The sequence below is a fragment of the Nocardiopsis sp. NPDC055879 genome, from assembly GCF_053615935.1.
The window spans coordinates 1-16,872 of record NZ_JBSHCT010000047.1; the positions used below are offsets into that span (position 1 = coordinate 1).

At 63.1% G+C, this 16,872-nt stretch carries 12 protein-coding genes and 2 pseudogenes; 7 read left to right on the forward strand and 7 right to left on the reverse strand.

From position 1 onward, the window contains the following. Positions 1 to 1,112, reverse strand: a 1,112-nt coding sequence (locus ACWGKS_RS29000; protein WP_452524842.1) for an FAD-dependent oxidoreductase, incomplete at its 3' end; no start/stop codon positions are given. 95 nt (positions 1,113 to 1,207) lie between these two features. Here ACWGKS_RS29000 and ACWGKS_RS29005 point away from each other — a divergent pair. The 3 genes from ACWGKS_RS29005 (at position 1,208) to ACWGKS_RS29015 (ending at position 5,315) form a co-directional block, all read left to right on the forward strand. After that, positions 1,208 to 2,107 carry a helix-turn-helix domain-containing GNAT family N-acetyltransferase gene (locus tag ACWGKS_RS29005; protein ID WP_452524844.1) on the forward strand — a complete coding sequence of 300 codons (900 nt, stop codon included), beginning with the start codon at positions 1,208 to 1,210 and terminating at the stop codon, positions 2,105 to 2,107. Positions 2,108 to 2,896: 789 nt separating this feature from the next. Further along, positions 2,897 to 4,054 carry a tyrosine-type recombinase/integrase gene (locus ACWGKS_RS29010; protein WP_452524846.1) on the forward strand — a complete coding sequence of 386 codons (1,158 nt, stop codon included), beginning with the start codon at positions 2,897 to 2,899 and terminating at the stop codon, positions 4,052 to 4,054. A gap of 274 nt (positions 4,055 to 4,328) precedes the next feature. Continuing rightward, the gene (locus tag ACWGKS_RS29015) at positions 4,329 to 5,315 is read left to right on the forward strand and encodes a hypothetical protein (RefSeq protein ID WP_452524848.1); all 987 of its coding nucleotides are present in this window, start codon (positions 4,329 to 4,331) and stop codon (positions 5,313 to 5,315) included. A gap of 130 nt (positions 5,316 to 5,445) precedes the next feature. On the opposite strand, the gene ACWGKS_RS29020 is transcribed toward ACWGKS_RS29015, so the two are convergent. The 3 genes from ACWGKS_RS29020 to ACWGKS_RS29030 form a co-directional block, all read right to left on the reverse strand. Beyond that, on the reverse strand, positions 5,446 to 6,093 hold the full coding sequence (locus tag ACWGKS_RS29020) for a hypothetical protein (protein ID WP_452524849.1): 648 nt from the start codon (positions 6,091 to 6,093) through the stop codon (positions 5,446 to 5,448). Positions 6,094 to 6,402: 309 nt separating this feature from the next. Further along, positions 6,403 to 7,101 carry a CBS domain-containing protein gene (locus ACWGKS_RS29025; RefSeq protein ID WP_452524860.1) on the reverse strand — a complete coding sequence of 233 codons (699 nt, stop codon included), beginning with the start codon at positions 7,099 to 7,101 and terminating at the stop codon, positions 6,403 to 6,405. 602 nt (positions 7,102 to 7,703) lie between these two features. Further along, positions 7,704 to 8,252: a hypothetical protein gene (locus ACWGKS_RS29030; RefSeq protein ID WP_452524851.1), complete on the reverse strand. Its 549-nt coding sequence runs from the start codon at positions 8,250 to 8,252 to the stop codon at positions 7,704 to 7,706. Between the two features lie 443 nt (positions 8,253 to 8,695). On the opposite strand from ACWGKS_RS29030, the gene ACWGKS_RS29035 reads away from it, so the two are divergent. After that, positions 8,696 to 9,532, forward strand: coding sequence for a transposase family protein (locus tag ACWGKS_RS29035; protein WP_452524862.1), 837 nt, complete (start codon positions 8,696 to 8,698; stop codon positions 9,530 to 9,532). A gap of 93 nt (positions 9,533 to 9,625) precedes the next feature. On the opposite strand, the gene ACWGKS_RS29040 is transcribed toward ACWGKS_RS29035, so the two are convergent. Then, on the reverse strand, positions 9,626 to 10,438 hold the full coding sequence (locus ACWGKS_RS29040) for a restriction endonuclease (RefSeq protein WP_452524853.1): 813 nt from the start codon (positions 10,436 to 10,438) through the stop codon (positions 9,626 to 9,628). A gap of 205 nt (positions 10,439 to 10,643) precedes the next feature. Here ACWGKS_RS29040 and ACWGKS_RS29045 point away from each other — a divergent pair. Continuing rightward, positions 10,644 to 11,334 (forward strand): annotated as a pseudogene (locus ACWGKS_RS29045) (NF041680 family putative transposase); the annotation flags it as partial. Between the two features lie 85 nt (positions 11,335 to 11,419). Here ACWGKS_RS29045 and ACWGKS_RS29050 read toward each other — a convergent pair. Next, the gene (locus ACWGKS_RS29050; protein WP_452524855.1) at positions 11,420 to 11,983 is read right to left on the reverse strand and encodes a hypothetical protein; all 564 of its coding nucleotides are present in this window, start codon (positions 11,981 to 11,983) and stop codon (positions 11,420 to 11,422) included. Between the two features lie 43 nt (positions 11,984 to 12,026). Beyond that, positions 12,027 to 15,287 carry a type ISP restriction/modification enzyme gene (locus tag ACWGKS_RS29055; RefSeq protein ID WP_452524856.1) on the reverse strand — a complete coding sequence of 1,087 codons (3,261 nt, stop codon included), beginning with the start codon at positions 15,285 to 15,287 and terminating at the stop codon, positions 12,027 to 12,029. Between the two features lie 996 nt (positions 15,288 to 16,283). Here ACWGKS_RS29055 and ACWGKS_RS29060 point away from each other — a divergent pair. Both ACWGKS_RS29060 and ACWGKS_RS29065 read left to right on the forward strand, forming a co-directional pair. Further along, on the forward strand, positions 16,284 to 16,469 hold the full coding sequence (locus ACWGKS_RS29060) for a hypothetical protein (RefSeq protein ID WP_452524858.1): 186 nt from the start codon (positions 16,284 to 16,286) through the stop codon (positions 16,467 to 16,469). 74 nt (positions 16,470 to 16,543) lie between these two features. Beyond that, positions 16,544 to 16,872: pseudogene (locus ACWGKS_RS29065) on the forward strand (hypothetical protein); the annotation flags it as partial.

Genomic DNA, 16,872 nt, shown 5'->3' on the forward strand with positions numbered 1-16,872 from the left:
GGGGCGCGCCCGTAGGACTTCATTCCCGCCAGGAAGAACCCGTCCTCGGGGTGGGAGAGCTCGGCCGCGCCGTGCGGGTAGACGGTGCCGCAGGAATGCTGGTTGGGGTCGATGAGCGGGGCCAGCTCCACCGGCGCCTGGAGAGTGGGGTCCAGACCCAGACGCACCTCGGACAGCAGGGACAGGTCGGGCCGGAACCCGGTCAGCGCCACCACCTCATCTACCGGCTCCAGCTTGCGACCGTCCTCGCCCACCAAGACCAGGTGGTCGCCCACCGATCGCACCTGTGCGGCGCGGAACCCGGTCACCACCTCGACATCCCCGGCCTCGACGGCCGCACGAGCCCGCTGGCCGAGCGCACCCCGCGCGGCGAGCTGGTCGGCCGAGCCCCCGCCGAAGGCGTCCCCGACCTCGCCGCGCCGCAGCACCCACAACGCCTTTGTCCCCGGAGCCTCCTGGGCCAGCGTGGCCAGGGCCACCAGCGTGGTCAGCGCCGAGTGCCCGCTCCCGACCACGGCGGTGGTCTGTCCCGCATAGCGGATCCGAGTCTCCTCATCGCTCAGGTCGGGGATCCGGTAGGAGATCCGTTCGGCCGCGGCGGTTTCGCCCAGTGCGGGCAGGCCGTCACCGCCCACGGGGTTGGGGGTGCCCCAGGTGCCCGAGGCGTCCACGACCGCGCGGGCCAACAGTCGTTCTTCGCCTTCACGGGTGTGTACCCGGAGGGTGAAGGGCTGTTCGGTGCGTCCGGCGTCCACGACCCGGTCCCGTCCAAGACGACTCACCCCGGTCACCTCGGCGCCGAAGCGCACCCGGTCGCCGAGGGCCTCGGCCAGGGGAGCGAGGTAGTCCTCGACCCACTCACGGCCGGTCGGGTACCCGCCGTCGTCCGGGCGCTGCCAACCAGTGGCCGAGAGCAGTTTTTCCGCCGCCGGGTCGACCAGGTCGCGCCACATCGAGAAGAGCCGTACGTGCCCCCACTCCGACACCGCCGTCCCGGCTCGGTCACCCTTCTCCAGGACCAGGACCGGAAGGTTGCGGGCCATCAGTTCAGCCGCCGCCGCCAATCCTGCGGGTCCGGCTCCGATCACCACGACGGGACGTTCGTCGGCCATGACATGCCTCTTTCATCGATTGGCGTCTATGGAATGGGACTCTATCGATGCTTACCGATGGACGCAACCATAGATCGTGGTCGATAATGTGAGGCATGACCGTGACACGGGCCGAGCCCACCGCACCTGCACTGCCCTCATCCGATGCGCAGACCTACGCCGCCTGGTTCGCCTGCCTGGCCGAACCTATGCGCGTCCAACTCCTGCACGCCATCGCCACCACCCCGGGATCGGTCAGCGTGGGACAGCTCGCCGAGATGGTGGACGTCCGCCAGCCCACGGTCTCCCACCACCTGCGCAAGCTCGCCGACGTCGGGTTCGTGACCCTGACCAAGGTGGGCACCTCCACCCGGGTCGCCGTCAACCCCGCCTGCTGCACCGGCCTGCCGCACGCCGCCGACATCGTCATGGGCGTCCTCAACGCCCGACCGTGCTGCCCCACCGACCTACCCGCCGACATCACCACCCGGCCCATGGCCGACACCGACCTGGAGACGGTCCGGGAGATCTACGCCCAGGGCATCGCCACCGGGCATGCCACCTTCGAGACCCAGGCGCCCTTTGTCGAAGACCTGAAGACCAAGTGGATTCCGGGGCACCGCTGGGTTGCCGAAGCCGACGGGGCCGTGGTCGGCTGGGCCGCCGCTTCCGCTGTTTCCACCAGGCAGGCCTACGCGGGCGTGGCTGAGACCTCCGTCTACGTCGCCGAGAACGCACGAGGGCGGGGTGTGGGCAAGGCGCTCCTGTTCCGCCAGGTCACCGAGGCCGATACCGGCGGGTTGTGGATGCTCCAGACTTCGATCTTCCTCGAAAACAAGGCGAGCCTGTCCCTGCACCACCAAGCGGGCTTCCGGACCGTGGGCGTGCGCGAGCGCATCGCACAACTCCACGGACGCTGGCGCGACACCGTCCTGTTGGAACGCCGTGGGGGCGCAGGATCGGACACGGACACGGCGGCCTCCTGCGTCAACGACGCGGACTGCTCGACCGTCTGAACGCTTCACTCCATGCTGGGTCCGTGGCAATTTCCGCGCTCAGAACGAGGCTTCGTCACGTCCACGGCCGCCGAACGGGTCCCCAGGTCCGCTGTGCCCATGTCGAGAAAATGAACCGGCCGCCCAGACCCCCATCCGGGCCGGGTGTGCGATCTGACGGCCACGGTTCTTTTCGCGCGCCTGTACTTGCTCGGCGCCACCGAACGGACACCGGTCCTGGTCGCCTTTCCGCGGCTCTACGCGATGGTCCGACGGAGCCCGACCGTCTGTCCCGACTGTTTCGCACACTCAATACTGAGAGGGGTCCACCGTCGGTGCGGTTGCACGATCCACGGCATGGGGACTGGGACCTGGACGTTGGCGGTGAGGCGGGGTCGAAGGTGGTCCAGGCGATGTTCGGGCACGTGGGCATCGCGCCGAACACGGATACCTACTCCGGCGTGCTGTCGCAGGTGGCACGGGCGGGCAGATCTGAGTGGCCACCGCCCTGCATCTGGCCACCAGTCCTTGCGGTCCGGAGCCGGAGCACGCTACACCCGCTCCCGCTTTGGGGTGACACTGGTTTCAGGGGCGTTGATCATGTCTGGATCGGGTTGGGTGTACAAGCGGTGCGGGTGCCGTGGTGTGAGGGGTGTGAAGGCTCGGGAGGGCCGGTGCCCCGGGTTGTCTCGGCGGGGGCACGGGAGTTGGTACTTCGCGCTGGAGCTGGACCATCTCCCGGGTGGTCGGCGCCGGGTGCGTCGGGGTGGGTTCGTGTCCCGGGACGCGGCCCGTGAGGGTTTGCGCCGGGTGCGCGAGCTCGAGGGCGGCGATGCCGATCCGGCGGTGTTGACGGTGGGGGCGTGGCTGGAACACTGGTTGGCCACCCGTACCGGGCTGCGGCCGTTGACCCGGACGAGTTACGCCGAGCACATCCACCGCCACCTCCAACCCCACCTGGGCGCTCTGGTCTTGGAGGAGCTGGCTCCCGCCGTGGTGGCTCAGGCCTTCGACTCCATTTCCCGCCACAGGTCGCCTACGGGGGCGTTGTTGTCGGCGGCGACGGTGCAGCGGGTGCGAGCCACGTTGCGGGCGGCGTTGAACACCGCGGTACACCAGGGGTTGTTGGTCTCGAACCCGGCCAAGGGGCTGTGGTTGGAGGGCGGCCGTGCTGCGCGGCCCATGGTGTGGACCGAGCAGGCCGTCGCGGACTGGCGCAATGGTGGGGTGCGGCCGGTGGTGGCGGTGTGGACGGTGGAGCAGACCCGCGCGTTCTTGGACCACGTCTCCCAGGACCGGTTGTACGGGTTGTTTCACCTGGCGGTGATGACGGGGCTGCGCCGGGGCGAGATCGTGGGGTTGCGCTGGCCCGACATCGATCTGGTGCGGGGGACGGTGCGGGTGGAGCGCCAGCTGCAGTCCCATCAGGGCAGGTTGGTGGAGCTGGCTCCCAAGAGCGCGGCGAGTCGGCGGATGCTGTCGGTGGACCACACCACGTTGGGGGTGTTGCGCCGCCACCAGTGGCACCAGCAGCAGGAGGCGCAGAGTCAGGGGCGGGTGTGGGATTCGCGAGGGTTCGTCTTCACCGCCCTGCGGGGCGGCGCGCTGGCGCCTGAACGGTTGTCACGCCTGTTTCGGAAGCTGAACACCTCCAGCGGGTTGCCGCCGGTGCGGTTGCACGACCTGCGCCATGGAGCGGCGACGTTGGCGTTGGCGGCCGGGGTGGAGCTGAAAGTGGTCCAAGCGATGCTGGGGCACGCGAGCATCGTGCTGACGGCGGACACCTATTCCACGGTGTTGCCGCAGGTGGCGCGGGAAGCGGCGGAGCGCACGGCGTGGCTGGTGCTGCGCGATTCGGGCAGAGCCCATCGGCGAGGAACTGCACGACGGGTGCGTCGAGGGCCGGCCCCACCTCGGCCCCATCAGCGCGAGAGGACGATGAGGGCGAGGCCGTTGCACCCCGTCTGAACTGGGGTTTTGTGGCGCACCCGGCAGGATTCGAACCTGCGACCGTCGGATTAGAAGGGGTGCCGTTTCGTCCCAATCCATCCGAACATCGCTGTCGTTTCGTGTCAAGGGGTACCGCCTGATGGCGTCCCGGTCCAAAACTGCGGAGCACAAACGGAGCACACATCGCTGGGTTGTTGTCCGATGGGATCTCGCAAGGTCCTTGAATGCCGTGGGCTATCTTGGACTGCTGTTCGGACAGTAGGTCAACCCATGCGTGCTGGAGGCTGGTGCAGTGTCGTCCACACCGTTGTTCTCTACCTACCGGCAAGGCGAGAACCGGGTCACCTCGTCGATGCTGGCGGTCTTCGAACGGATCGGTCTGTCCCTGGTCGAGGAGATCCTGGCCAAGGCCTCGGGGGAGGCCACTCTGGAGACGGTCACCTTCACCAATCAGCCCAAGGCCGGCAAGGGCTCGGTTCCCGACGCACGAATCTCCGCGGGCTTCACCTATCTGTTCGAGGTCAAGACTGTCCGCGGCACAGCCGACACACAGCAGCTTCGTGGCCACTTGGCGAACCTGGAAGAAGGGCCGGGACGGTATCTGTTCGTGCTCACCCCAGACCCCGAACGGCCCGTCGCTGTGGATGTTGTGCAGGACCGGCGCGTGGTGTGGTTCAACTTCGCCGCCCTGGACGACGCCATCACCGCCGTGCTGGACGACGCCTTCCTGGCACCCTCCGAACGCGACCGGTTTCTGCTGCGCGAGCTGCGGGCGCTGTTCGACAATGACGGTCTGCTCACCTCTGATGAGGTGGTGGTTGTGGCCGCCAGCCAGGCTTACCCCGAGTACCTAGAATCCTTCGCCTACATCTGTCAGCCCGGTCGATCCTTCCGGGAAGGGCTGACCCACATGGGCTTCTACGCCCAGCAGGCCATCCAACCCCACCTGGCCCACATCTTTACCCGGGAGGACCACGTGCTTTTCACCCACGAGGAGGCGCTGCGGCGGGAGGTCAACGGTGAGCGCGACGCCCGTATCGCAGACCTGATTCGCTCTTCGTTGGAGAGCGGGGTCCGTGAGGAGCGGCAGGAGTACATGGTGTTCCTGCTCTCAGGGCCGCAGGATCCCGAGACCGTGGTATTGGAGGCGCCGTTGGCCAACGACACGGTGGTCGCCTCCGGTCGCCCCTGGGCCTGGACGATGGGTCAGCGGTATGTGTCCCTAGCTGCGCTGCGCAGGCCAGGGGTGCGCACCACTAGCGACCTGGAGACCTCCTGAGCCTTTCGGATCAGACAGGAAGTGGTGTTGTGCCGTGCGACGTGCGGACTGATGGTTACCTTCCGCCTGCATGCGAGCGGTAGGGCCCTGCCCCACCAGAGGGGAATCCGCTTAGATCTGATGTAGTGGCCTATCTGTGCTGGCGGTGCTGGGCTTGGCGCAGGCGAGCGCGCACGTGATCGGGTAGGTGGATGACGAGCACTTCGACTCCTAGGTCGAGCAGAGCGGCTGCCGCCCATGAGCGTTCGCCGAGAAAGGGCCGGGCCGCCTCCTGGTCGGACAAGCAGAGCACCATGCGCGGCCTGGGGGAGAGCGTGGAGGAGATCCATACGAGCTTCAGCGCGTCGGACAGGACCTTGTGGCGCTGTGCGGACTTGACGGGTCCCTGGTGCGCCCATGCCTCCACGAGCACGGTGAGGTCCTGGTCGGCTCCGTCAACTTCCACCCGAGCCCCGGTGGGTGTGAGGATCTCGCGGGGGTCCAGCCGGGTTCCGAGCAGTGTGCCAGCCTCGTCCAGGATGATGCGTTCGGCCAGTTGCTGTTCAGTCGAAGCACCGGGCGGTATGGATGATTCGGTGGGGTGTGTGCCGCCGATGGCATTGACGATCTTGCCGTCAGGGCCGGGATAGCGGTGCAGGTGCCCTTCGTCCGCGAGTTTGCGGCATACCTGGTTGATGCTCTGGCGCGAGGACACATCGAGTTGTCGAGCGAGTTCGTCGTCATCCGATCTTTGTCCGCTCGTGCTCAGGAACTCGAGGATGCGTTGGGCAATCGTCACGGTGGACTCCTGTAAGCGGGCGCGTGCGATCGGTGAGCGGGTGCTATCAGGGCGAATCCAACCAGATGGAAAGCGAGACGCAGCTTTTCGCTACGAAGCTGCTCTGGACTGTAAGGCGCTGCTCTCAGGGGCCGCTGTGCCGAGTCCAGGCGTGACCACCGAGAGCCGGTCCTCTTGCCGTGGGTGCTGATAGTGCAGACGGCCAAGCCCAGGGCAAAACGTCACAACGGCAGAGTGGGCAGGGGCTTCCTGCAACCAGGGGATGGTTCCGTGCGGTCGGTACATGACTGTGACCAACATAGAAAGGGGTCAGCGAGCTAGTTTTCTCATAAGTTCGACGAAATTTTCCAACTTTCCTATCTCCTCCTTTTTCAAGGGGCCTCGCCTGAAATGCATGATGTCGTTCCGCATTTCTCTCATCTCTTCGAGTAGTTCGAGGAAGGTTTCGCGGTCGACGTCCCAGCCCAGCTTCTCCCAAGCTTCACCCATATCGAGCAAGTAACCGTAGTTGCCCAGAGTCAGATCAGAAGCCGATCGCACACGTTGAGATTTCTGCTTGGGAACCGCTTTGGCGATGGTCTCCAAGTCAAACGTCTTATCCACACATCGCCGGAGCAGTCGCTCGGCCTCCTCTGTCAGGAGGAAGGGCCTGGCGATGTCACCGAACCGTAGAGTGAGGTCAGAGGTGGTGATGATGCTCTTCAGGGCTTTCCTGCTGCCGCTGTGCACAAGGATGAAGCCGTGCCTGAAGATAGTGGGGATTTGCTCAAGGAGAGGCGCTTCCAGCGCGACGCTGGGGACTTCGGTCGCCACCTCAGCCACCGTCTGGGGATCGGAACCCGATAGCCGTGCTTTGCCGATCGACTCCCAGCTGACGGCCTTCTCACAGATCCCGTTCGCGGACACCACCGCCAACTGTGAGAAGTTCCGGGCCGACATGAGGGTGGCTGCCTTACGGACCGTGTCTGTGGAGCTGACTGTCACGATCTCCTGGTGGGCGGCAGCCAGGTCCTTGACGAGAAGGGTTACTACTTCTGTCTGCCCAGTTTAACACGAGCCCCTTTGATTCTCGGACTCGCCACCGGGTTGGGCTCCAGGGTGCTTCGAGTTTGACTCCTTGTTGTTCACTGAGACTCCCACCGTCGTTGGAAGCAGCCCTGATCTGTATGTTGAGCTGTTCTGTGTCTATCGGTGTACCCACGTCTAAACGCCACCGTGGATACGGGGGAGGTCGCCTGAGGGCATTCCTGTCTCGTGCCGAGGCTGCTGGAGATTGCGGTGTGTGCTGGGGTCATCTCCCATCACTCGGAAGAAGTGAGTGAGCTTGAAGGGCGTTCATCCCAGGTCTGAGCTGGGCATGGCTTCTGCTTCAGTTGTGGGTGGACACTGGTTTCAGGGATGTTCGTCGTGTCTGGATCGAGTTCGGTGTACAAGCGGTGTGGGTGCCGTTGGAACACTGGCTGTGTGCGCCTCAGGTGCTCGATACATGTCCCGAATCGGCTGGCCCAGTTGCTCATGCCGGTCAACCCACAGCCGCACCACCATGCACGGAATCGGCTTCCTCTGCGTCCTGATCGACCTGGCTCTCCAGTAGTTCCTCCTCCGGTGAGCTACATCTGGAACATGAACGGACCTGCTGGCGGCGGCTGGTAGGTAATTGGCAGAGTCATCGACCAGTGTCCGCTAGGCTCCTCCTCCGGAGTCGCTGGCCGCCCACACGGACACGTCCACGTGTTGGTGCCAGCGGGTGGCCAGATCCGGAGCTTGATCGCCTCGACGCCCAGAGCGATTCCGGTGCCGAGCGTCGCGAGGTGTAGGTCCCGGGAGGTCCCTGCGCTCAGAGTCTCGTTGATGATCGTGCGCTCGCTGTTGATACCCAAGACTGCGGCCTGTACCCAGTACGTCCTGGGCAGCTGCAGGGTGACGAACACTTCGACCTTGTCCTGGATTCTGGATTCCCTGGGGAACGCCTCCAGCTTCTCCGGCATTGCGGGATGAAGTTCGTCGTGGCGTCGTGCGTTTTCCAGACTGTTCGCTGCCTTGGCTTCTTCGGCAGAGCGATGGGCGGCCCATGCTGCCCACCCAGCTCCGCCCATCGACAGCAGGGCGATACTCGCGCTGATGATCGCCACGAGCAGGGCGCCTTCTTCTGAGGTCATAGCCTGCTCCCTAGCACTCGAACCTGGCGATGAACTCGTCGAGCTTATCGAGGTGTTTCGTACTGGGGTTGCTGGAGACTGCGGCGTGTGCCGGGATCGTCAACCGAGACAGTCAAGCGCAGCGGTAACGCTTCGGTTGGCTCATTGCCTTGCCCTGTTCGGGCTCAACGGTCCCACGCGCCCCCGACGGCGGTAAGACCCGGCTCTGCGTGGCTACGGAATCTCCTGATCAGGCAGGTCCTTGTTTCGGCGGCGGAGCGACTGGATAATGTGGGCTTCGCGCGGATCGAGATCCTTACGAGTTGGTGCGGGATAGCGGGTGAGGTTTCACTGCAGAGCCGTGGCATGCTCTGGTCGTGACGATCAAGGTCAATCGTGTGGTCCTGGACCACCCCTAGCTCACCGGTATCTCCCAACATCACCTGGCCGCGCTCGTCGAGGAGCTGGCCCACCCCTGGGAAACGGCAGTCGAGGACCACCGGAACCGGGCCCGAGGCGCAGAGCGGAAACGGGCTGCCGGAGCCGGTGCCCGGCACCGCCTGGTCTTCGTCGACCGACTGGTGGTCACCCTGATCCACCTGCGTCACGACCTGCCGCACACGGTCCTGGGGCTGCTGTTTGGGGTGAACCGTTCCACCATCACCCGTGCTGTTGGTCAGATCCGGACCCTGTTGGCCGAGCGCGGGTGCGCGGTCCCGAATCGTCCGGGGGTGCGTCTGCGCACTGTGGAGGATGTGTTCGCCTACGCTCAGGCCGAAGGCATCGAACTGCGGTTGGACGCCACCGAGGTCCAGGTCAGGCGGCCCCGCGCGGGCCGGGGCGGTCGGCGGGCGTTCGTCTCGGGCAAGAAGAAACAGAACACCATGAAGACCACCGTCGTGGCCGACCACCAGGGGCGCACGTTGTGGACCGACGCGACGCGCCCCGGGCGGATGCACGATGCCACCGCGGCCCGTACCGAGGGCATCGACGCCTGCTTCAGACATTTTCCGCTGGTGAAGGTGTTACTGGACGACGGGTATCTCGGTCTGCGGCGCGACCACCCGCATCAGGCCCTCACCCCGCCGCGCAAGCCGAACAAGAGTGCTCTGCCCGAGTTCCACGAGCGGTGGAAGCGCCACCGCCACGCGCATTCCTCAGATCGGATCACCGTCGAGAACGCCTTGGCCGACCACAAGCGCTGGAAGCAACTGATGCGCTGGACCCATCGACGGGAGAACCTCCCGGCGACCTACCGCGCCATCGCCGGGCTGGTCTCCGACCGCACCGCGAACATCTGACAAGCACCACGGACGGGACCACCATGTCTCACCCGCTATCACGCACCAACTCGTAAGGCGCTTCATCGATCCGAAAGCGGCATAACGAGTGACCTACTCTGGCGCAGGTGTGAATCGCGCTGCTCCTTCCGGCAGGTACTGCTCTGCGAGTTCGAGCGGCGACGCCTCCTGCGCCTCGAACAGCATCCGGCCTCGCTTTTCAAGTGTTCGCATGATGGCGAACTGAGTTGGCATCAGGCGGTGCGATATCAGCAGGAGCGATCTCAGCGTGGTCTGCGGGATACCTCGGATGCAGGTCTGTTCCGAGTACGGACGTGAAAGGCGTTGGAACAGCGACGCATCAGGCTTCGAGAAGAACAGCGGGAACAGAGCGGGGCTGTTCTTGCCCATGCCTCCAGGAGGCAACTTGAGCCACGAGCCGGTGCCCTCGCCGTCCTGCTCTTCCATGAGTCCCCAGAACGGCTGGCCGATGCTCGCCTCGGATGGCAAGGCCGCGGCAGTGAGAATCGTGGCGACCGCATCCCTCATCGAAGGTGCTGTCGTGGAGTCGAAGTGAAGGATGCCCTTCTCCTCTAGAAACCTCTCTGCGCCCGACTGAAATCCGTTTCTGGAGATGAAGATGCCGATCGTGCTCGGCATCTCCTGGAGCTTCTGGCAGAAAGCGAGCACATCGTTGCGCTCGACGGGGCGGCGCGTGTCTTTGCACTCCATCGCGACTCGATGCCGCACACCAGCCAAGTCGAACTCGTAGTACACGTCAATTTCGAAGAACGCATCGCCACGAGCGTTAGGGACGCGTGCTCCCCTGAGAACCGCGATGTCCTGACTTTCGCAGTTGAGGATGGCTTGATACACATAGCGGATGTAGTCTTCGAAACCGCGACCCGGCGTTGAGCTGTCGAACATGGCCTCATTCTGTCAGCGGTGTCATCCCGGCCGGTGGTTGTTTTCGATGCCGCGACGGGCGAGGCGCGGGGTGATGCAGGGTTGTCAGTCGGGGCTGGTAGGGATTTGTAGTCGTAGTTCTCGCCGGCTCGAGGACGTGCCACGCCCGGACGACCGGGATACCGCTGATCAACGGCCGGAGAGCCACCGAGTTGTGAGGGTCCGTACCTTCACCCTGGCCAAACCCGACAGCTGGCACGCCCCCGATCAGGCCACCGCCACTGACACCACTCACTACGGGAGGGCCCGGGACCAGGCGTGGGACCGGATGCACCCCCGCCTGTCCCATCGGGGCCCCTGGCTGGACCACGAGGGTGCGCTCCCGATTGTGGAGCGCACCCTCGTGCTCCTGCAGGTCGAACGTCTGCCTGGCGATGGCGACCCCAAACCGGTGTGGCTGTGGTCCTCGGCCACCGAGGCAGATGCCGAGCACGTGGATCGGCTCTGGCAGGCGTTCCTGCGCCGGTTCGACCTAGAGCACACCTTCCGCCTGTTCAAGCAGACCCTGGGCTGGACCTGCCCGAGGGTCCGCTCGCCCGAGGCGGCCGATCGGTGGACGTGGCTGGTGATCGCCGCTCACACCCAGCTGCGGCTGGCCCGCCCGCTCGTTGAGGACCTGCGCCGCCCTTGGGAGCGGGCGGCCAGGCCGGGCAGGCTCACCCCGGCCCGAGTATCACGGGGGGGTTCGCCACCTCCGGGCGAGGGTCGTCTGCCCGGCCAGTGCGCCAAAACTCTCCCGGCCCGGCCCTGGTCGCCCGTCCGGGGCGAAGAACCGTCAACGGGCGCTTCGGCACGGGGTCGGAAAGACCGTCAAACGGGCTGTGACGTTGACAGAGCACAAGAACCAGACAGGTTAAACAAAAAGCTGAGGCCTTGGACACCGATCAGCTCTGTGCGACCGGATATTCTGACATGGATTGTTTTTAGAGAATCGCTTATGTATTAATCTTCTCCTCGAAGCAACTCCCGGACTTCAGGATCTTTAATTGCCTCAAAGTATGCAGCCTGCTGACGAAGCTGTAGGATCTGAAGGTCAGCAGATTGATCAGGGCTTGGTATTTGAGAAAGGATCAAACGCTCCACCAATATAGTCAAGGGTTCGCCAATCGCTTTCCTGAAATTGAATCCAATCAGTTGCAGGATAGTCAGTATTTCTGGTGTCAGTAGGCTCTTGATGGCGTCAAGGGCCTCACGGCCCTTGTCGTCATTTCCTGAAAGGTCAAGAACCTGCTCTAGTGTCGGTAGTAGCTTTGTGGTTATATATTTTATATCCGCGTCGGAAATCCGCTGGGTGACAAGCTCCTGTTCGAAGGCCGTGGCTATGCCACTGAGCTCATTTTTGTCCGTAATCAAGTCATTCACAAGCTCGATGAGCTCGTTCATTGTTGCTTGGTCGAGTTTGCGGGCGCGGATGGCGCTAACTTTGCTAGCTACGGCGCTGGCCGCATTTCGAGCAAGAACTTCTGCTAGTTGAGCTGCAAGTTGTGTAATTTCAGGGCTCGACACGGGTTCCTCTTCTCTGGATGAATTTCATAAGTTAGTTAAACGCTCAGAACATGGAATTTTGAGTGGCTGTGGTGTTTAGGTCGAAGCGAGGTTTCCGGTCCTTGTCAAATTCCGGAAATTTAACTCCCTTGGATCGCAGCGTCTCGAGGGTGAGCATCGGGCCAGAGAGCGCTTTGTCCAGGAGTTCACTCTGGGATTTCTCTATGTCAGTAACGCGGCGGAGTGCGGTGAGGAGCTCGTTGAACTCGGTAATCCACTCCATGGGCCAGGTGTCCACATGGATGTCGTCGAGCGGGCTGGTTTTCTTCCCACCAGGGTTGTCCTTGCGGTAGGAGAACCACTTGTTAATCACGTTCATGCCGCCGACGTCGTAGTTCCACATGCGCTCGGTTACTGGGCCGAACAGTCCTTCGCCTACTCGGATCTGTCCCTCGCCGTCATCAGCGGGAATGTAGGTGATCTTGGCGGGTAGCTCGGTGCCAATTGGGGTCAGGTTCTTGGGACGTCGCAGGTCTGCGGGGGCGAAGCCGATCTTTCCCTGAGGACGCCCTTCCGCTGGATCAGCGAAGGCTTCCCCGTAGGTGGCGGCCCACACCACCTGTCGTCCAAGTTCGCAAGCCATGGCCCACAGGTTGGGTTCGGCGCTCAGGGGAACCCGCACGCCCGGAGCGTCGAGCTCCTCTATGAACTCTTCTGTGAACGCCGGATGAGCTGTAATCCCAGCAATATAAGCAACGAGATCCTGGGCTTCCACGGTGAACCCGAGGGAAGTTTCCAACTGTGTGAGCAGCTCAGGAGCGACGTTGGGAGAACCATCGGGGTGCAACATTGGGAAAACTCTCCCGCCTTCGCTGCCTTTGAAGTGGTCGACGTTGGGGAGTAGCGCAGCGAAAGCGATCGCCGGCCCACTATCGATGGCGCGCCTATGCTGCTCATTGATGAAGAGCTGGCCATTGAGATTCGCAGCTGCCCATAGACCCCGTCTGGGAAAATCAATTACTCGACTGTCTGGGATGATCCACTGGCGGTCAAAGGACCTGTAAGACACTCTTGTCAGGTTTGGGCATTCATCCTTTCCAGTGCGTATCGATTTTTCTTGTTTAGGAAACCCTGGAAGAGGTTCCTTTATGCTTGTAGTTGTTCTGTCTCGAGTTTCCTTGAATAGAACTGCCTGCTGGTTTTCATTCGGCTCATGGATCAGTGCGTTCCAGCGCTCTTGCAGAATCTTGGAAGATGGGGCTGTCACCCAGTTGCGGTTAGGTGTAAATCCAGGGCTGAACCAGCAGAAGAGATCCTCCAGCGCCGGGTAGTCATCCCACGCTGACTCCGCAGAGGGCACGAAGGGGTCTTCCCACCCGGACCGAACCAGTTGCCAGCTATCGCTATTCAGTGTCAGGGCATCGAGTTGGGCGTACTTCTCTTCCTGCTTACCGGTTACCTTTGTGTAGTGAATCTTGGCCGGAGTCTGGGAAACGGCGTCTTTCTTACGGACGAAGATCGCGATCGCCAAGGGCTGCTGCACACCACGGAACACCCGAGTAGGGATATCCGGCCGCATACCCTCGGGGCTGACATTGATGATCCACCCCTCCGAGCAGGTTTCGCGCAGGTAGCGGCGCATCCCCTTGAACCCGGGCCCCTTGAGATAGCCCGAGGTGGTGATGAAACTGACCACCCCGTGCTGGTCTTGGGGGTGGGCGTCGAACACCTTCCACGTGGCCCAGGCCCAAAAGTAGACGTAGAGGTTCTTGAGCTTATTCTCCAGACGCCCGTTGCCGTCCTTGCGGAACCGATCCAACGGCGTGATGCCCTCGACGTTCTTCGCTCCGGCCTCGACCCAACCACCTTGGCCTTGAGCACGCTCTCGGTAGGGCGGGTTGCCGATCACCACGGTCACCGGGGTGTTGGCCTTGATCTTGTTTGCGGCCTTGTGTGACTTGGCGAGGGCCACCAGATCTGGAATAACTGACGCCTCAGGGGCGAACGGGTTGGCCAGCGTGTCCGTCACGTGCAGCCGAACCCCGCCCTTGGGCAGAGAAGCCTTGTACTGCTTGAGAATGTCCACCGCGCGCATCTCCGCCACGGTGTAGGAACCCATCTTCAGCTCGAAGCCGATGAGCCGCTCGGCCAGGTCACTGATCGCCGGCCCCACATACCCAGTGCCTTCGAGCTCCTCGGCCTTCTTCGCCGCGTGATCGATGATGGCGTGCAGGTAAGCACCCGTGCCCATCGCCGGGTCGATCGTGGTCACCGACGGCGACAGGTATCCCTGCTCCGCGCCCAACCGGGTGGTGAGGATGTCATCGGTCAGCCGCACCATGTTCCGCACGACCTCGACCGGGGTGTAGTAGACCCCCGATTCCTTGCGCAGATCAGGGTCGTACACCGACAGGAACGACTCGTACAGGTGCAGGTAGGCGTCTTCACGCTGTGCCCAGATCGGATCCCACTGCACCGCACCGATGATCCTTCGCAGCAGGTCGATGGTGACGGTAAAGGAGGAGACCGCGCTGCTGGCCAACAACTTGAGAGCCTGGGACATCAGGGCGTGCGGCTTGCCCGCACCGAGCTGGTGGGCGATCTTCCATGTCTCCAGGCCAGCAACGTCGATGCCTTCGGTACGGGCCAGCAGGAGAGCGAAGGTGATGGTCTGGGCGTACCCGTCAGCGAACACCTCGTCGTCGGCGGTGGGGAACAGCAGATCGCGCCAGCTCTGGGCCAACATGCTGAACGGCAGGTCGTACTCGTCTGCCCCGGCCTTGCGCTTCTTAGCTTCCTCAGCGAGCTGTTCCAGGACTGAGTCGCGCAGCAGACGGCACTGCGGGGCCACCTGTCTGACCAGTTGGTCGACCGTGGTGATCGGCGGCGGGGACCACTTGAGGAAGGCACGGAAGAGGTTCTCCACCGATGCGTCCTGGATACTGAGGTCCTCCCCGGAGGAGTACAGGTCACCGCTGAACTCGACGCTGCTTTGTAGTTCGCCGTACCGGTACAGGCGCCATGCTGTGCCGTTGGTGTAGAGCAGGTTCGGCTGGTCTTTGAGCCGCTCCCACTGCCGCTTATTGTGTCCCTTGAACTTGGCCGGGTCCAAGTTCTCCTTGGGCCTTTTCAGCTCAACAAGGCCGGTGATCGCGCCAGCCACACGCACGGCGAAGTCCGGGCGGGCGCCTGCGCCCTGCAAGTGTGCTTCATCGTGGACAACGACCTCCAGACCGGAGGCCGACCCGGCCTTGATCAGGAGTCCCTCCACGGGACCGCGGATCGCTGCTTCGGGTTGGCCAACGCCATCCTTCAGCTTGTTCATGCACTCTTGGCCGTACTCGGCGATCGCTGCGCTCAGCCAATCCTTAAGCAACCCGGGGGCTCCGATCCTCACGAGGGGGTGACGTAGTCAATTCATACCAACCCCTGAGGACACGTCAGGGTCTCCTTCACACCCGGAACAAGACATCCGGCACGAGAGAGTCCTCGGTTGATGAGATCGCTGGTGAAGCCACCTGTGGATAACCCAGCCTGCTGACCTTAGGTGGGTAGACCGACCTTATGGATGATGACGCTCCACTGAACCTGGATGACCGAGTGTGGTTGGCAGAGCTTCTTCGTGAGGTTGGCCCTGAGGGCGCTTACGAGATCGCTGAACTCTTGGGTATCGACCTTGATGGCCCTCCCGAGTAGACCGACCTGGGTCTCATGCAGTGCACCCGAATCCCCTTCTCACTATCTCTAAGGTTCCAAGGACGGCGCAGGACACGATTGTGCTCGGTGGCTGTGATCTAGTGAAATGACGAGGGCCACCTTCCCTTTGGGGAGGCAGCCCTCGTGTGGAGGGTCCGTCACCGGTCGCTCGAGGTCTCCAGTCCCGCGCGACCGTCATCCAGCCGTCACCCTCACCCTGTTGGCATCATGCCCTATCTCGGGTATCTGCCTGACCGTAAACTTTCGGAAGAAAAAATCCACGGCCGCAGGCACTTCTACCCATCGTGCAGATTTCAAAATCCACCGAACGCGACCTTCTCTGTATCGAACGTTATCGAACACTGCCGAACGGTACGAAACACCATCCGGGTCAAATCATGCTCTTATGGTCTCGGTGTAACTTACTCACCATCACGCCCAGAGGTGGACATATCCTCAGCGTTCCAGTGCGCAACCAGGTCAGGATGAGGTAATTTCCCAGCATCGGCACCGCAGTCACGTCTTCGCCGGTCCGCGTCGTCTCCAAAGCCTTGTCGCGGTCTGCCCATAAATGAACGGCGTGATCATCCAGCCGAATATGAATCCCTCTCATGAAAGGTCACTCGTGACCGCATACCTCACCCTAGATTCCCTGACTGGACGGATCCTGGTCGTGATCATCGTGCTCGGATGCGCGCTGGCTCTGTACCGACAGGGCCACGACCTGGCGACGGCCCTCCTGCTCTCCGCTGTGGTCCTCGGCGCCGTCTCCGACATGGCGACCCGAATCTCCCACCGGGAGGCGAACTGATGGATTGCCAAACTTCGTTCGAGAACGGACCCAGGTATATCGCCCAGCCTGATGCCGAGGCGCGCAACATCCGCATGGACGCCGAAGGCAACCTCTGGGGAGAGGTCCCGGTCATGCTCGCGCAGGGGCCGGTCAGCCCGGATCTCAAGACGCATATCTGGTCTGCCGGCGAAAGGCGCTTCGTGCCGACTCGATTCCTTCCCGAAGTCCCCGAGGATCTCCCCGGAGACACACTCAAACCGGACCCCCTCAGGGCGAGGACAGCCTCTGAGTTCGTGAGTACGATGCGCAGGTATCGCCGCTGGGCAGGGAGCCCGTCGTATCGGGAGATGGCCGATCGTGTGGGTGTTCGATCCTCGAGCAGGTTCTGTGAAGCCCTGAAGTCCGACCGATTGCCCACGTT

Excerpts from the sequence above, each read along its gene's own strand:
- ACWGKS_RS29040 (WP_452524853.1), bottom strand. The coding sequence starts at position 10,438 with ATGTTCGACAGCTCAACGCCGGGTCGCGGTTTCGAAGACTACATCCGC.
- ACWGKS_RS29030 (WP_452524851.1), bottom strand. The coding sequence starts at position 8,252 with ATGACCTCAGAAGAAGGCGCCCTGCTCGTGGCGATCATCAGCGCGAGT.
- ACWGKS_RS29005 (WP_452524844.1), top strand. The coding sequence starts at position 1,208 with ATGACCGTGACACGGGCCGAGCCCACCGCACCTGCACTGCCCTCATCC.
- ACWGKS_RS29055 (WP_452524856.1), bottom strand. The coding sequence starts at position 15,287 with ATGAACAAGCTGAAGGATGGCGTTGGCCAACCCGAAGCAGCGATCCGC.